At 66.4% G+C, this 14,634-nt stretch carries 14 protein-coding genes; 10 read left to right on the top strand and 4 right to left on the bottom strand.

The annotated features are described in order from the left end of the window. Positions 1 to 8 precede the first annotated feature (8 nt). Genes JLZ96_RS03310 through JLZ96_RS03290 form a run of 5 tightly spaced genes read left to right on the top strand, consistent with a single transcriptional unit; the run spans position 9 to position 4,839 of the window. Positions 9 to 830, top strand: a complete 822-nt coding sequence (locus tag JLZ96_RS03310; RefSeq protein WP_027496614.1) for an ABC transporter ATP-binding protein — start codon at positions 9 to 11, stop codon at positions 828 to 830. Positions 831 to 877: 47 nt separating this feature from the next. After that, complete coding sequence (locus JLZ96_RS03305; protein ID WP_032387202.1) at positions 878 to 1,693, top strand: NUDIX domain-containing protein; 816 nt, start codon at positions 878 to 880, stop codon at positions 1,691 to 1,693. Between the two features lie 24 nt (positions 1,694 to 1,717). Continuing rightward, a complete protein-coding gene (locus tag JLZ96_RS03300; RefSeq protein ID WP_201009495.1) occupies positions 1,718 to 2,497 on the top strand; it encodes an enoyl-CoA hydratase/isomerase family protein in 780 nt (259 codons plus the stop codon). A gap of 56 nt (positions 2,498 to 2,553) precedes the next feature. After that, positions 2,554 to 3,612, top strand: a complete 1,059-nt coding sequence (locus JLZ96_RS03295) for a class I SAM-dependent methyltransferase (RefSeq protein WP_032387204.1) — start codon at positions 2,554 to 2,556, stop codon at positions 3,610 to 3,612. Positions 3,613 to 3,666: 54 nt separating this feature from the next. Beyond that, on the top strand, positions 3,667 to 4,839 hold the full coding sequence (locus JLZ96_RS03290) for a class I SAM-dependent methyltransferase (protein ID WP_201009494.1): 1,173 nt from the start codon (positions 3,667 to 3,669) through the stop codon (positions 4,837 to 4,839). On the opposite strand, the gene JLZ96_RS03285 is transcribed toward JLZ96_RS03290, so the two are convergent. Further along, a complete protein-coding gene (locus JLZ96_RS03285; RefSeq protein ID WP_201009493.1) occupies positions 4,827 to 6,155 on the bottom strand; it encodes a PQQ-binding-like beta-propeller repeat protein in 1,329 nt (442 codons plus the stop codon). The two genes, JLZ96_RS03290 and JLZ96_RS03285, sit on opposite strands and share 13 nt — an antisense overlap. 151 nt (positions 6,156 to 6,306) lie before the next feature. Here JLZ96_RS03285 and JLZ96_RS03280 point away from each other — a divergent pair, with 151 nt between their 5' ends. Further along, a complete protein-coding gene (locus tag JLZ96_RS03280; RefSeq protein ID WP_027496620.1) occupies positions 6,307 to 7,068 on the top strand; it encodes an acyltransferase in 762 nt (253 codons plus the stop codon). 53 nt (positions 7,069 to 7,121) lie between these two features. Here the strand turns inward: JLZ96_RS03280 and JLZ96_RS03275 are convergent, their stop codons facing one another. From JLZ96_RS03275 to JLZ96_RS03265, 3 genes are read right to left on the bottom strand one after another with little or no spacing between them, the layout of a single operon-like run. Next, positions 7,122 to 8,369 carry a glycosyltransferase family 4 protein gene (locus tag JLZ96_RS03275; protein WP_032372654.1) on the bottom strand — a complete coding sequence of 416 codons (1,248 nt, stop codon included), beginning with the start codon at positions 8,367 to 8,369 and terminating at the stop codon, positions 7,122 to 7,124. Beyond that, the gene (locus JLZ96_RS03270; RefSeq protein WP_057474180.1) at positions 8,366 to 9,880 is read right to left on the bottom strand and encodes a glycoside hydrolase family 57 protein; all 1,515 of its coding nucleotides are present in this window, start codon (positions 9,878 to 9,880) and stop codon (positions 8,366 to 8,368) included. Before JLZ96_RS03270 ends, JLZ96_RS03275 begins: the two co-directional genes overlap by 4 nt. 23 nt (positions 9,881 to 9,903) lie before the next feature. Beyond that, positions 9,904 to 10,743: a bifunctional 2-polyprenyl-6-hydroxyphenol methylase/3-demethylubiquinol 3-O-methyltransferase UbiG gene (locus JLZ96_RS03265; protein ID WP_032366359.1), complete on the bottom strand. Its 840-nt coding sequence runs from the start codon at positions 10,741 to 10,743 to the stop codon at positions 9,904 to 9,906. A gap of 173 nt (positions 10,744 to 10,916) precedes the next feature. On the opposite strand from JLZ96_RS03265, the gene JLZ96_RS03260 reads away from it, so the two are divergent. From JLZ96_RS03260 to JLZ96_RS03245, 4 genes are all read left to right on the top strand, one after another. Next, positions 10,917 to 11,717, top strand: a complete 801-nt coding sequence (locus JLZ96_RS03260; RefSeq protein WP_027496624.1) for an electron transfer flavoprotein subunit beta/FixA family protein — start codon at positions 10,917 to 10,919, stop codon at positions 11,715 to 11,717. A 43-nt stretch (positions 11,718 to 11,760) separates the two neighbouring features. Further along, positions 11,761 to 12,717, top strand: a complete 957-nt coding sequence (locus tag JLZ96_RS03255) for an electron transfer flavoprotein subunit alpha/FixB family protein (RefSeq protein ID WP_027496625.1) — start codon at positions 11,761 to 11,763, stop codon at positions 12,715 to 12,717. A gap of 153 nt (positions 12,718 to 12,870) precedes the next feature. Next, on the top strand, positions 12,871 to 13,689 hold the full coding sequence (locus tag JLZ96_RS03250) for a GNAT family N-acetyltransferase (RefSeq protein ID WP_201009492.1): 819 nt from the start codon (positions 12,871 to 12,873) through the stop codon (positions 13,687 to 13,689). Next, on the top strand, positions 13,686 to 14,615 hold the full coding sequence (locus JLZ96_RS03245) for a 1-acyl-sn-glycerol-3-phosphate acyltransferase (RefSeq protein WP_201009491.1): 930 nt from the start codon (positions 13,686 to 13,688) through the stop codon (positions 14,613 to 14,615). Before JLZ96_RS03250 ends, JLZ96_RS03245 begins: the two co-directional genes overlap by 4 nt. Positions 14,616 to 14,634: the final 19 nt, after the last annotated feature.

The raw sequence follows: 14,634 nt of genomic DNA, 5'->3' as shown, positions 1-14,634 counted from the left end.
TAGGAGCCGTGTCTGAACCGGATCCCGACCTGCTCGTAGATTTCACCGATGTCGTAGTCCGCCGAGGTGGCGTGACGTTGGTGGGTCCCGTCACCTGGAAGGTGGAACTGGACGAACGGTGGGTCGTACTCGGGCCCAACGGTGCAGGTAAGACGTCGCTGCTCCGTATCGCTGCCGCCGAGATCCACCCCACGTCCGGTGTCGCTCACGTTCTCGGTGAGGTGATGGGCAGAACCGATGTCTCGGAACTGCGTCCTCGCATCGGCCTGTCGTCGTCCTCGTTGGCGCACCGAATCCCTGCCGACGAACTCGTCTCCGATCTGGTCGTATCCGCCGGCTACTCCGTGCTGGGGCGTTGGCGGGAGAAGTACGACGCGATCGACACCGAACGGGCCGTCGAGATGCTCGAGAGCCTCGGGGCCGAACATCTGGCGACGCGGACCTACGGCACCCTGTCGGAGGGTGAGCGCAAGCGTGTACTGATCGCCCGTGCCCTGATGACCGACCCCGAACTGCTGTTGCTGGACGAGCCCGCTGCCGGCCTCGATCTCGGTGGCCGCGAGGAATTGGTAGCCCGGTTGGCCGATCTGGCCGCCGACCCCGACGCTCCCGCGACCGTGCTGATCACCCACCACGTGGAGGAAATCCCGCCCGGCTTCAGCCACGCACTGCTCCTCAAGGAGGGCGGCGTGGTTGCTCAGGGCCTGGTCGACGACGTCATCACGGCGGAGAACCTGACCGAGGCATTCAGCCAGTCGATCACCCTCGATCGCGTCGACGGTCGCTACTTCGCGCGGCGCACGCGCGCTGCCGGGGCGCACCGCCGCTAGAGCGGACCCCGTGCCCGGGCGCACCGGCTCAGCGGTACGTTGCGGAGATGAGCTCGAGCACCGCCGCCGATTCCGTTCCAGCACGTGATGCGTCGACCGTCATTCTGATCCGTGACGGCCGATCACAACCCGGCATCGAGGTGTTCCTTCTCGAACGCGTCGGCGGGATGGCGTTCGCGGGCGGCATGACGGTATTTCCCGGTGGCGGTGTGGATCCGTCGGATGCGGCCGCGGACATCGAGTGGGCAGGTTCGCCGCCGTCGTGGTGGGCCGACCGGTTCGGCACCGACGAGGGGAAGGCGCAGGCGCTGGTGTGCGCAGCGGCGCGCGAGACGTTCGAGGAGTGCGGCGTGTTGTTGGCCGGTCCGACGGCGGATTCGGTGGTCGCCGACACCGCCCCGTTCTCTGCGGAACGCGGTCGACTGGAACGCCGGGAGCTGTCGTTCGCCCAGTTTCTCACCGACCACGATCTGGTTCTGCGAGCAGACCTGCTGCGGCCGTGGTCGCACTGGATCACCCCCATCGGGGAAGCCCGACGGTACGACACGAGGTTCTTCGTTGCCGTGCTCCCCGAGGGCCAGAACGCCGACGGTGAGACCAGCGAGGCGGCGTCGGTGAGCTGGCGTTCGGCCGAGGACGCGTTGACGGACTGGCGTTCGGGGACCACCGTCCTGCTGCCACCGACGTGGAGCCAGCTCGATGCGCTCGGCCGATTCGACACGGTGGCCGACGTTCTCGATCACGAGCAGACGATCGCGGCGGTCCTGCCCGTCCTGACCCGGGAGAACGGCACCGTCCGAGTGGAGTTCGACGGCGAGGACGCGTACTACGCGGGCACGGTCCATCCCTGGTCGGATCGCTGAACTCGGGCGCGGTAGCCTTCGGCCATGGCTGAGTTCGTGACTCTCGAAGTATCCGACGGTATCGGCACCATTCGCTTGGATCGCCCACCGATGAACGCGCTCAATCGTCAGGTGCAGGAGGAGATCCGGGCTGCGGCACGCGAAGCCACCGTGAACTCCGACGTCAGAGCGGTCATCGTCTACGGCGGCGAAAAGGTGTTCGCGGCCGGTGCCGACATCAAGGAAATGGCGGCCATGTCCGTCGTCGAGATGACCGATATCGCGGCGGAACTGCAGTCTGCCCTCGGCTCGCTCAGCACGATTCCCAAACCGGTCGTGGCCGCAGTGACCGGATACGCACTGGGCGGTGGACTCGAGGTCGCGCTCGGCGCGGACCGACGCATCGCCGGAGACAATGTCAAGCTCGGCGTTCCCGAGGTGCTGCTCGGAGTCATTCCAGGGGGCGGCGGCACGCAGCGCCTGGCCCGTCTGATCGGGCCCAGTCGCGCCAAGGGCATGGTCTTCACCGGCCGTTTCGTCGGAGCCGAGGAGGCCCTGCGCATCGGTTTGGTGGACGAGGTGGTTGCGCCGGACGAGGTGTACAACGCGGCACGCGCATGGGCGGGGCAGTTCACGACCGGAGCGTCACGCGCTCTGGCTGCGGCCAAGGCGTCCATAGATCAGGGGTTGGACGTCGACCTGACCAACGGACTGCGCGTCGAGGCACAGCAGTTCGCGGCTCTGTTCGCCACCGAGGACCGCACCGTCGGGATGGAATCCTTCATCGCGAACGGACCGGGAAAGGCCGCTTTCACCGGGCGTTGAGCATCGAGGTCGGTGGACGAACTTGTTCCATGGCTACCGGATAGTAGGCTCGCCTCATGACTGCAAGCCCCCACGACGGTGCGAATCGACCGACTGCTTCTGTGACGCCTCTCGTCTCGGCCGAGGCGCGAGACCGCGAGGTCGATCCGGCACCGAATCCGCACGCCACGGCCGAGCAGGTCGAGGCAGCGCGGTCGGACACCAAACTGGCGCAGGTGCTCTACCACGACTGGGAAGCCGAGACCTACGACGACAAGTGGTCGATCTCGTACGACGAGCGCTGCATCGATTACGCCCGAGGCAGGTTCGATCAGGCGGTGTCCGGTGACGCGTCGGCTCGAGCGGATCTGCCGTACGGTCGTGCGCTCGAATTGGGTTGTGGCACAGGTTTCTTCTTGCTCAACCTGATGCAGGCCGGGATTGCCGACAAGGGCTCGGTCACCGACCTCTCACCCGGAATGGTCAAGGTCGCGCTGCGCAACGCCGAGCACCTCGGACTCGATGTGGACGGCCGGGTGGCCGACGCAGAAACGATTCCGTACGACGACGACACCTTCGACCTGGTGGTCGGTCACGCCGTGCTCCACCACATCCCGGACGTCGAGCAGTCTCTTCGAGAAGTTCTGCGCGTTCTCAAGCCCGGTGGACGCTTCGTCTTCGCAGGCGAGCCGACCACGGTGGGCAACTTCTACGCTCGCTGGCTGGGCCGTATCACCTGGGAAGCGACCACTCGTGCCACCAAGCTGCCGTTCCTGGCGGACTGGCGCAAACCACAGGAAGAACTCGACGAGTCCTCGCGAGCTGCAGCACTCGAGGCCGTCGTGGACCTGCACACGTTCGATCCGACCGACCTCGAGAACATCGCGTTGTCGGCAGGTGCCGAGGCCGTTCAGGCGAACACCGAAGAATTCGCTGCCGCTTTGCTCGGGTGGCCGGTGCGCACGTTCGAGGCTGCCGTTCCAGCAGGCAAGCTCGGCTGGAACTGGGCCAAGTTCGCGTTCAACGGGTGGAAGACACTGAGCTGGGTCGACGAGAAGGTCTTGCAGCACGTGGTACCGCGAGGCATGTTCTACAACGTGATGATCACCGGAACCAAGCCCTCGCCCCGCGCTTGATTCGTTCCACCACCGTCGGCCGTACGGCCGACGCTGCATCGATCGGTCCCAACCGTGGGCTATGACTTCACCGGCACCGACCTCGACTTCCTGCGAAGCGAGGCCGGTGCCGAGGCACTCGGTGCAGTCGACCGACTCGAGCTCGACGCGCGAACTTCTCTGCGCGATATCGCCTCGGTACGCGCCCGCTACCCCGAGCACGTTGCTGCCCTCGTCGAGACGGTGACGGTGCGGCGGAAAGCACGGGCGAAGCTGCTGGGGTCCGACGGCTGGCTCGTCACCGACGACGCGGTGCAGCAGGCGACGCCGACGATCGTCGCTCGCAGGCGCGCGGACCGCCTGGCCGGACGGCGGGTGCACGATGTCACCTGCTCCATCGGCAGCGAGCTGGCGGCGTTGGTCGACACGACCGAACTTGCGGTGGGAAGTGACCTGGACCCGATTCGGGTGCGCATGGCTGCCCACAACGTGCCCTCCGCGACGGTGCTGCGCGCCGACGCACTGACCCCGACGACACGGGGGACCGTGATCGTGGCCGATCCCGGACGACGCGTCGGTGGTCGTCGACGGCACGATCCCGCAGCGCTCGAACCTCCGTTGCCCGATCTCCTCGACGCGTATCGGGGGCGAGATCTGGTCGTCAAATGCGCTCCCGGGCTGGATTTCGATGCCCTCGATTGGCCCGGTGAGATCGAGGTGGTCTCCCTCGACGGGGGAGTACGCGAGGCGTGCCTATGGTCGGAAGGTCTCGGCGACAGCGGAATTCGGCGTCGTGCCGCGGTCCTGCGATCCGACGGAAGTGCGCTCGAGATCACCGACGCCGAGTCGGACGAGATTCCCGTTCGGCCGCCTGGTGAATACATCGTGGATCCGGACGGTGCGGTCGTGCGGGCCGGACTGGTGCGGCATTACGGTGCCAAATTCGGCCTCTGGCAATTGGATCCGAGGATCGCGTACCTGACGTGCGACGCCGTACCCGTCGGCGTACGTGGTTTTCGAATCCTCGAACAGTCGAAGTTCTCGGAGAAAGTGCTTCGGCAGCAACTCAATCGACTGGGGTGTGGCGCGGTGGAGATCCTGGTGCGCGGAGTCGACGTGGATCCCGCGTTGCTCAGGCCCAAACTCAAGCTGCGGGGCCGGGTCTCGCTGTCGGTCGTCATCACTCGCATCGAGCGCTCGGCCGTGGCGTTCGTCTGCGAGCCGGGCGCGGTCCGTCAGCCGGTGTAGGTGAAGATCTCGCCCAGGTAGCTCGCCGTGACGACCTGCCCGTCGGGACCGACGGACGTGCCCACGGTGGTGCCGACGACATCGGGTAGGGGCTGCGAATCGATGCTGTCGCCCGTCGCCGCGTCGAACGTGAGCAGAGCCAGCCCGTCGCCGTCGCGAACGACGGTGTGGCCGCGCCCGTCCGCGGATTGTGCTGCTGCCCCGGCCTGTTCGACGTCGTCGCGAACCCACACGCGCTCGGCCGAGTCGCCGTTGTCTCGAAGTCCCATCAGGGTGCCGTCGCCGCCGGCCGGGACGATGGTGCCGTCCGAGGCGATCGATGGACTGCCTCCGATTCCGAGTCCCGTGCCCTCGGTCCACTTCTGTTTCCCGTCTGAGGTGTCGAATGCGGTCAGTCGCCCGTCGACGTCGGCGATGTAGACCGTCGTTCCGTCCTCGGAGAGCACCGGGCTCGACGCGACGCCTGCAGGGAGGAGCTCCGAGGACCACCGTTCGACGAGGCCAGGTGCGCCGTCGCGGGAGTACTGCAGCGAGACCAGTTGCGGCGCAATCGAACCCGGTCGCCACAGGGTCAGGTAGATGGCGTCGCTGTCGCGGTCCACCGCGGGCGCGGCGGGCACAGCGCATTCGGATTCGCCCGAACTGCACTGGGCGAGTCCGGTGTCCATCGGCTCGAAGTCCGCATCGGGGTCGGTCAAGAAGTCCGGTGCCGGAACGAGATCGAGAATGGGTACTCGCAGTTGGCCGTTCTGGGAATCGAGGACACTGACCTGACCCATCTGGGTGATCGACAGCACGCTGCCGTCGCCCAAGAACTGGGCGGATTTCGGAACACCGTATACCGGTGTACGCCAACGTAATTGCCCGTGATCGTTGTACGAGTTCAGCCCGCCTTCGTCGCCGATGTAGACGTTGATCGCAGAATCGACGGTGGGGGTGGCGGTCACCACGGAAGGGCCGATCCGGTTGCACCAGCGTTTGCGGGCGGACTCGATCTCGAACGAGAACAGATTGCAACCCGATTCGGTTGCGGCAGTGACGAACATCTGACCGTTCGAGCCGATCGATACCGGTGACGTCACGGTGCCGCCGGTGGGTCGAGTCCAGTCCAGCGTCAGTGGAGCACCGACCGATACGTCCGTCGAGCCACTGTTGCGAAGGTTCGCGTGCGCCGCGGGCCAGGAGTCGGGCGAGAGCGGTTCGATGGCAGCAGGTTCCGTGCTGCACCCGGCAAGGGTCAACAGGACCGTCGCAGCCAATGCAGTCAGACCCTTGCCTGCTCCGGACGTCGAACCTGCACCGAACCCGACACGCATTCGAGCACTCCCCATGATGTCCGTTGTGCCCTTTCGATCGGCGGTCGCTCGGCCTGCTGCGCCGATGCCCGGGCATCGGTCGAGAGACAACACTAGCCCGCTGACGGGTGCCGGCAGAGAGCGGGCGAGCGAGAAACTAGGGTGAACGTCCATGACGAGTATGTGGAACGCGCCGCTGCGAACACGCTGGCGCGGGTCGAGACGACGCGACAGCGAGCAGGCGCGGTTTCTCACGCGGGCGTCCCTCGACTGGGTGCTCGCCAACAAGGCCTACACCCCCTGGTACCTGGTTCGGTACTACCGTCTGGCCAAGTTCAAGCTCGCGAACCCGCACGTGATCCTGCGGGGCATGGTCTTCCTCGGCAAGAACGTCGAGATTCACTCGACCCCTGAACTGTCTCGCCTCGAGATCGGTCGGTGGGTCCACATCGGCGACGGCAATGCCATCCGGTGCCACGAGGGTTCGCTCCGCATCGGAGACAAAGTGGTGTTCGGCAAGGACAACGTCGTCAACACCTACCTCGACATCGAGATCGGCGCGTCGACGCTCGTAGCCGACTGGTGCTACATCTGCGATTTCGACCACCGGATGGACGACGTGAACATGCCCATCAAGGACCAGGGAATCGTCAAGGGCCCGGTACGAATCGGACCCGACACCTGGATCGCCGCCAAGGTGACGATCCTGCGGGAAACCAGAATCGGGCGAGGCTGCGTCCTCGGTGCCCATGCCGTCGTCAAGGGTGAGATTCCGGACTACAGCATCGCCGTCGGTGCCCCGGCCAAAGTCGTCCGCAATCGCAAGACGGCCTGGGAGGCCGGCGCAGCCGAGCGAGCTAAGTACATCGCGGCACTCGAAGACATCGCGCGCAAGAAGGCTCTCGGTCAGGCCGAGGCGGCGCGGGAGAGCTGAGACCCATGTCAGTGGAACCTCGTAGTGGACTACGAGGTTCCACTCACATGGGGTCAGCTGCGATCGGGCAGGGCGCGTTCGACGATGTGCGGGCGACCCAGCGGATGGCGAACCTTGCGCTTGGCTTCGAGGTACACCCGAGCCGTCGACTCCGCGACGTGCTTCCAGTCGAAGTCGACGGTGAGACGTTCCCGAGCGGCGACGGCTCTCTCCTGCGCCGCATCGGCGTTGTCCAACACCCGCCGCACCGCCGCCGTCAGCGCGGCCACATCACCCGGCGGAAAGGACAGCCCGGTGACGCCGTCGACGATCGCCTCGCCGAGTCCGCCGGCCGTCGATGCCACCAACGGAATGCCTGCTGCCGCGGCCTCGAGGGCGATGATGCCGAAGGGTTCGTACCGGCTGGGAAGGACGATGGCGTCGGCGCCGTGCAGCCATCCGAGCAGATCGGAGTGGTTCAGGTTGCCGAGGAACGACACCGACCTGGCGACGCGGTGGGTGCGTGCCAGACCTGCCAGCCACCCGAACTGAGTGCCTTCGCCGGCGATGTGCAGCGTGGTGCCGGGGTGACTTCGTCTGACGCGTGGCAGAGCGGCTATGGCGTCCTGGATGCCCTTCTCGTATTCCAGACGACCGACGAAGAGCAATTTCGCGGGCTCGGAGCGGGGCTGTCGGCGTCGGAAACTCCACGCGGATCCGTCGATGCCGTTGTGAATGACCGAGACCGTCGATTCGGCGACGTCGAACAGGGCTGTGACCTCGTCCTTCATCGACGCCGAGCACGCGATGATCGCGTCGGAATCGTTCGCGAGCCACCATTCGATCGAATGGACCTGGCGGTTGACGGTGCCCGAGATCCAGCCGCTGTGGCGTCCGGCCTCGGTGGCATGGATGGTCGAGACCAGCGGCACGTCGTAGAACTCCGCCAGAGCGATGGCCGGGTGCGCGACCAGCCAGTCGTGGGCGTGGACGACATCGGGCTGCCAGCCGTCGCCGAGGCCGGGTTTACCGAGGGCGACCCCTGCCCGCACCATGGCGTGCCCCATCGCCAGAGTCCACGCGAGCATGTCCTCTCCGAACACGAAGTGCGCCGGATCCTCGGCGACGGCGACCACCAGTACGCCGTCCTCGATGTGGTGGGAGGTGGGATGGGTGGACGCGTCGGTGCCGGTGGGTCGGCGAGAGAGAACGACGACCTCGTGCCCGCAGCGCACCAGCTCGGTCGCCAGGTGATGAACGTGGCGACCCAGCCCGCCGACCACGACGGGTGGGTACTCCCACGACACCATCAGAACTCTCATCTACGCCCCCCTGGGCCTTCTCGGCGTGCACCGGGCAGTCTGCGTGCGTCCAGCGCCGCGAACAGTCCGTCTGCGTGATTCCATTGCCGTGCCAATTCTTCGGCTCGGGCCGGGTGCTGCTGCGCGGCAGCGATTTCACGTAGCGCATGTGCGTGGACGTGAGCTCGCTCTCGGGCGTATCCGGCCGCGGAGTCCTTGCTGACCATGAACGCCCAGTCGCTGGCCACGGCCATGAGTGTCTCACGCAGAATCTGATCGTCGACTCGATTGCGCAGTTCGGGGCCACCCGCCCGGCTTCGGACGGCACGGGAGGCGTCGACGGCATCGAGCGCGGTCCGGGACACCTCGGCGTTGAGCTTCACCAGGTCGGCGACGTCGTCGCCCGCCCACACGCGCCAGTCCTTGCCCGATCCCCAGGAAGAATCCTGCAGTTCGAGTGGGGCTCCCACGTATCCCCGTTCCCGGGCATCGTTCAGCGTTCCGACGGTGACTCCCGCGGCGGGCAGTGCGCGCATCAACTTCTCGAGCCACTGTGGCCCCTCGTGCCACCAGTGTCCGAACAGTTCGGTGTCGAACGCGGCCACCACCACGGCATCGCGGCCGATCCGCTCGGATTCGGAGATCAAGCGCCGACGCACCACGTCGACGAAGTCGGCGACGTGACGGTCCACTGCTGCCGCGGCACGCTCGGGTTCGTAGGGAGCCTTGTCGTTCGAGTCGACGGTGCGGCCGGTGACCCGGGCCGGTTTGAGTCCGGTCGCGTGGTCGTAGGTGTGGAAATCCCGGTAGGCACCGTGGCCTGGGTAGCCGGACTTCGGTGACCAGACGCGGTAGCTGACCGGGAGATCGCGCCCGAACGCGACGACGTCCGAATCCCACACGGGCCGGCCGAGGGAGGTGTCGCCCCGCATGGCGGGGCCGTCGACCATGAAGTGCGAGACACCTGCGGCCGCGTATTCGGTTTCCATGCCGGGGGTGAATCCGCATTCCGGTGCCCAGATACCGCGGGGCGTGGTGCCCCATCGGGCGGCGGCGTCGCGTAGGCCCTCGCTCAGGGAGAACCGCCGCAGTCTTTCGTCGAGCAACGGTTGGAACGGGTGCGCGAGCGGCCCACCCAGCAGTTCGACGATGCCCGTGTCGATCAGCGGACGAAGTACTGCCGAGCCGCCGTGTCGCCATCGCGTCTCGAAGCGGTCCAGAGCCGCGGCGGATGCCCGGTGTTCACGTATCGAGAGCGCGGGGTCGGTTGCCTCGTGCGCGCGTAGCTGCCAGTTTCCGAGCCAATGGTGCATGCCGGCCAGGCAATGCGGATCGTCGAGCTGGGCCGCGAGTACCGGGGTGACGCCGAGCGAGAGGACGTCGGTGTAACCGTCGTCGGCCAGCCGTTCCAGTGCCGCGGTCAGTGGGAGGTAGCAGTCGGCCCAGGACTGGTACAGCCATTCCTCGCCGACGGGCCACCTGCCGTGATTGGCCAACCAGGGCAGGTGGGAGTGCAGGACGAGGGAGAACATGCCCGGCACGGTGGCACCGGATGTCACCCGATCACCGCAGCCGAGCTCTTTCGGGCGACGGCGACCAGGTCGAGGCTGTCGTCGATTCGATCGGCCGCGATGTCGAAGTCGGCGATGGTGATCGCGGCGACGTCCTCGGCGAGTTCGGCAGGCCAGGGTTCACCGGCGAGTGCTCGTTCGATCTGCGCGTCGATGAAGGATCCGCCGTGTTTGGCGTCGAGGGCGGCCAGCGTGCTGCCGTGCCGGACTCCGGTGAGCTCGGTGACCTCGAGGCGGGCGGCGACGAGCAACTCGGTCAGTTCTGCCGCGTCGAGTTCGCGGGTGTGGAAGGGGTTGAGGGGAGTGTCGCGTCCGGGCGAGAAGGTGATGCGGTTCGGTGTGCTGATCAGCAGCGTGCCGCCGGGCTCGAGGACGCGGTGCACTTCGGCCAGGAACGCTCCTTGATCCCAGAGGTGTTCGATGACCTGGAAGTTGACGACGACACCGACCGAGGAATCCGCGAACGGAAGGCGGTCGAGATTGCCGCGCACCATCGTCACCGCGGGGTAGCGCGCGTGGACGTGCGTCGCGGCCGAGACGTCGTAGTCGAGGCCGACGACGCAGGCCGCAACCTCGGCAATCATGTTGGCTCCGTAGCCTTCTCCCGATCCGGCTTCGAGCACCGTGCGGTCGCGGCACCGCTCTGCGAGGGCGCGGTAGACCACCTCGTGACGGCGGAACCAGTAGTTCTCCTCGGCGATGCCGGGCACAGTTCGCTCGCCGGTGAGGGGGAGTGGTTCCGGTGCCGGTGTCCGAGCCGATGAATCGTTCACCGACGGAAGGTTAGTGCCTCCGGCGATGAGGTAAGCCAACGTGGTCTCCATAACAGTCGGGGTGCGGATGTATGGTCGATCGGGCAGGGAGGTAAGTTACCCACCAGTAACTACGGTGGGGTAACCTCGTAGCGGAACGTAGAACTGCACCAACCGTTCGACTTGCAGCAACCGTTAGAACACTCACGATCAGCAGAACATGACCAGGAGGTCGACGCAGACCCATGACGAACATCGTTGTTTTGATCAAGCAGGTTCCAGACACATGGTCCGAGCGCAAGCTCAGCGACGGTGACTACACCCTCGATCGCGAGGCTGCAGACGCCGTTCTCGACGAGATCAACGAGCGGGCCGTCGAAGAAGCCCTGCTCATCAAGGAAGCTCAGGGCGGTGAGGTCAAGGTTCTGTCCGCAGGCCCCGATCGCGCCACCGACGCGATCCGCAAGGCTCTGTCGATGGGCGCGGACAGCGCGGTACACCTCAACGACCCGAGCCTGCACGGCTCCGACGCCATCCAGACCGGGTACGCCCTGGCTGCGGCACTGGGCAACGTCGCGTTCGAGAACGACGAGCCTGCCGATCTCATCATCGCGGGTAACGAGGCCACCGACGGCCGCACCGGCGCAGTTCCGGCGATCATCGCCGAATACCTGCAGATCCCGGCCTTGACGCAGCTGCGCAAGCTGTCCGTCGCAGACGGCAAGGTCACCGGCGAGCGCGAGACCGACGAGGGCATCTTCGGACTCGAAGCCACGCTGCCCGCCATCGTGAGCGTCACCGAGAAGATCAACGAGCCGCGGTTCCCGTCGTTCAAGGGAATCATGGCCGCCAAGAAGAAGACGGTGCAGACCATCACTCTGGCCGACATCGGTGTCGAGGACGGCATCGTCGGCGTCGACAACGCCGGAACGACGGTCACCTCGTCCACCCCCAAGCCTCCCAAGACTGCCGGCGAGCGGCTCACCGACGAGGGCGACGGCGGCGACAAGATCGCCACCTACCTCGTAGGCCAGAAGATCATCTGATCCCGCCCCACCGAGCAATCGAAGACCAACGAGGAGCAAAGTCATGGCAGAAGTACTCGTGCTCGTGGAGCACGTCGAAGGAACACTGAAGAAGGTCAGCTCCGAGCTGATCACCGCGGCCCGCGCACTGGGTGAGCCGTCCGCGGTCGTCACCGGCCCGGTCGGTACCGCCGACAAGGTCGCCGACGCGTTGACCGAGGCCGGTGCCGAGAAGATCTACGTCGCCGAGTCCGACGACGTCGACGGTTTTCTCGTCACGCCGAAGGTCGACGTCCTGTCGTCCCTCGCCGAGTCGGTCTCGCCTGCGGCGATCATCACCGCAGCGACGATCGAGGGCAAGGAAGTTGCCGGCCGCCTCGCCGCCCGTCTGGGCTCGGGCTACCACAACGACGTCGTCGCGATCAACGGCGACGGCAGTGCCGTCTACTCCATCTTCGGTGGTGCGTTCACCGTCGAGGCCAAGGCCAACGGCGACGTCCCCGTCCTCTCGCTGCGCCCCGGCGCAGTCGAGGCAGAGCCGAAGGCCGGAGCGGGAACCCGCGAGACCGTCGAGGTCCCGGCGCAGGAAGAGGGCACCGTCAAGGTCACCTCGCGTGACCCGATCGTCGGCGGCGACCGTCCGGAACTGACCGAAGCAACGGTCGTCGTCTCCGGTGGCCGTGGCGTCGGCAGCGCCGACAAGTTCACCGTCGTCGAGGATCTGGCAGATTCGCTGGGTGCCGCAGTGGGTGCCTCGCGTGCCGCCGTGGACTCCGGTTACTACCCGGGCCAGTTCCAGGTGGGCCAGACGGGCAAGACCGTCTCCCCGCAGCTGTACGTTGCACTCGGCATTTCCGGAGCCATCCAGCACCGTGCCGGCATGCAGACCTCGAAGACCATCGTCGCGGTGAACAAGGACGAGGAAGCTCCCATCTTCGAGATCGCCGACTACGGCATCGTCGGTGACCTGTTCAACGTCGCGCCTCAGCTGACCGAGGCCGTCAAGAAGCACAAGGGATAGCCTCTCGGCGAAAATCTCTGCTCGACGGGCCCTCATCGCGATTGCGGTGGGGGCCCGTCGCGTTTCGGCGGGCGCAATCGTGTTCATGCAAACTCTTCCGACACTTCTCCTCGGCGATGCCCGGTAGTCTTCCCCACTCGTTAGACACACCTCATGACCACTTCCGTCATGAGCTCGACTGCATCGATCGTCCCGGCCACCGACCGCTATTCGCTCGTGTTGTCCACCGACCCCGAACACCGACTCGCGGCGCAGCGCCTGCGCTACGACGTGTTCGCCTCCGAGCCCGGCTTTGCCATACCCACCGACACGGACGGTCTGGACGCCGACCGGTTCGACGATTTCTGCGACCACCTTCTCGTTCGCGACCAGTGGACCGACACGTTCGTCGGTTGCTATCGCATGTTGCCGCCGCAGGCCGCGGTGACGGCAGGCGGCTATTACACCGCAACCGAATTCGACATCTCCGCGCTCGATCCCGTCGGGATGAACATCGTCGAAATGGGTAGGGCTGCTGTGCATCCCGACCACCGATCGGGGTCGGTCCTCGGCCTGATGTGGGCGGGAATCCTGCACTACCTCGACGTGACGGGATACGAGTGGGTGATGGGTTGCGTGTCGGTTCCGATGCAATCGGCTCCCGGGGAAGCGGTCGGGGCCAACGTGCGTGGTGTTCGCGACCGGCTGTTGGATCGACACGCGACAGCGGTCGACAGGCGGGTCGTGCCCTACAACCCCGTGGTCGTCGACGGCGTCGATCTCCTCGACATTCCGGCCGCGAAGCGAACGTCCATGCCGCCGTTGATGAACGGGTACCTCCGGCTCGGTGCCTCCATCTGCGGTGAGCCCGCCCACGACCCGGAATTCGGAGTGGCGGATTTCGTCGCGCTCCTCGGCCTGCACGAGGCCAACACCAGGTATCTGGACCGTCTTCGTTCTGCAGCAACGACATTCGAGTCGGGTGCCCGATGACGCAACCCCTGGTTCGCGCACACGCCTGGATGCCGTCCTCGCCGTGCGGTGACGGGTGTCTGCCGAAGAATCCGCCCACGGTGTGTCGAATCGTCCTCGTTCTGCGCATCGCTGCGGCGATCGCGGCCTTTGCGCTGTTGCCGCTGTTGGTCGTCCTGGGGGTGCCCTTTCCCCGGGTTCGGCACGCGTTGACGCGGCTGGGCGCTCGGATGCTGCTATCGGCCATCGGCATCGATCTCACCGTGCTCGATACACGCTCGGAGCGGGAGCGGTCGCGTACGGCAGGTGGTGCCCTGCACGTTTCCGGACACATTTCGTGGACCGACGTCGTCGTCCTCACGGCAGTGCGCCCGTCGACGTTCGTTGCGCGAGCCGATCTGGTGGACTGGCCGCTACTCGGGCGACTGGCCCGGGCCATGAAGGTGCTTCCCATCGATCGCGCACGACTGCGTGAGCTCCCGGCCGTTGTCGACCAGGTTGCCGACCGAATCCGCGCGGGCGCATCGGTCGTCGTGTTCCCCGAGGCCACCACCTGGTGTGGGTTGGCCTACGGATCGCTTCGCCCGGCCCTGTTGCAGGCTGCCATCGATTCCGAGACGTGGGTGCAGCCCATCCGGCTGCGCTATCTCGATCGACACGGCGAACCGACCACCGCGACGTGCTTCGTCGGAGACGAGACGATCGGAGCGTCGATCGGCCGCATCTTCCGGCTCGCCGGACTGCGCGCCGAGGTCGAGTTCACCGCCCCGGAAGCGCCCGGCGGCGATCGACACGACCTCGCGCGGCGCTGCGAGGTGGCGATTCGACGCGACGACGGAATGGAGCCTGCGGAACGACCCCGGAAGGACGTCTACGACCCGACGGTGCACGAGGTGGTGGCCGAAGCCGAGCGAAGCCCCAGCGCGCCGACGGTTGCGGCCGCCTGATCCACAGCTGAACCGGGCG

Source organism: Rhodococcus sp. NKCM2511 (genome assembly GCF_014905595.1).
In the GTDB taxonomy this organism is placed as follows: domain Bacteria; phylum Actinomycetota; class Actinomycetes; order Mycobacteriales; family Mycobacteriaceae; genus Rhodococcoides; species Rhodococcoides fascians.
The sequence above is the reverse complement of the archived record's forward strand: the minus strand, read 5'-3'. Positions and strand labels throughout refer to the sequence as shown.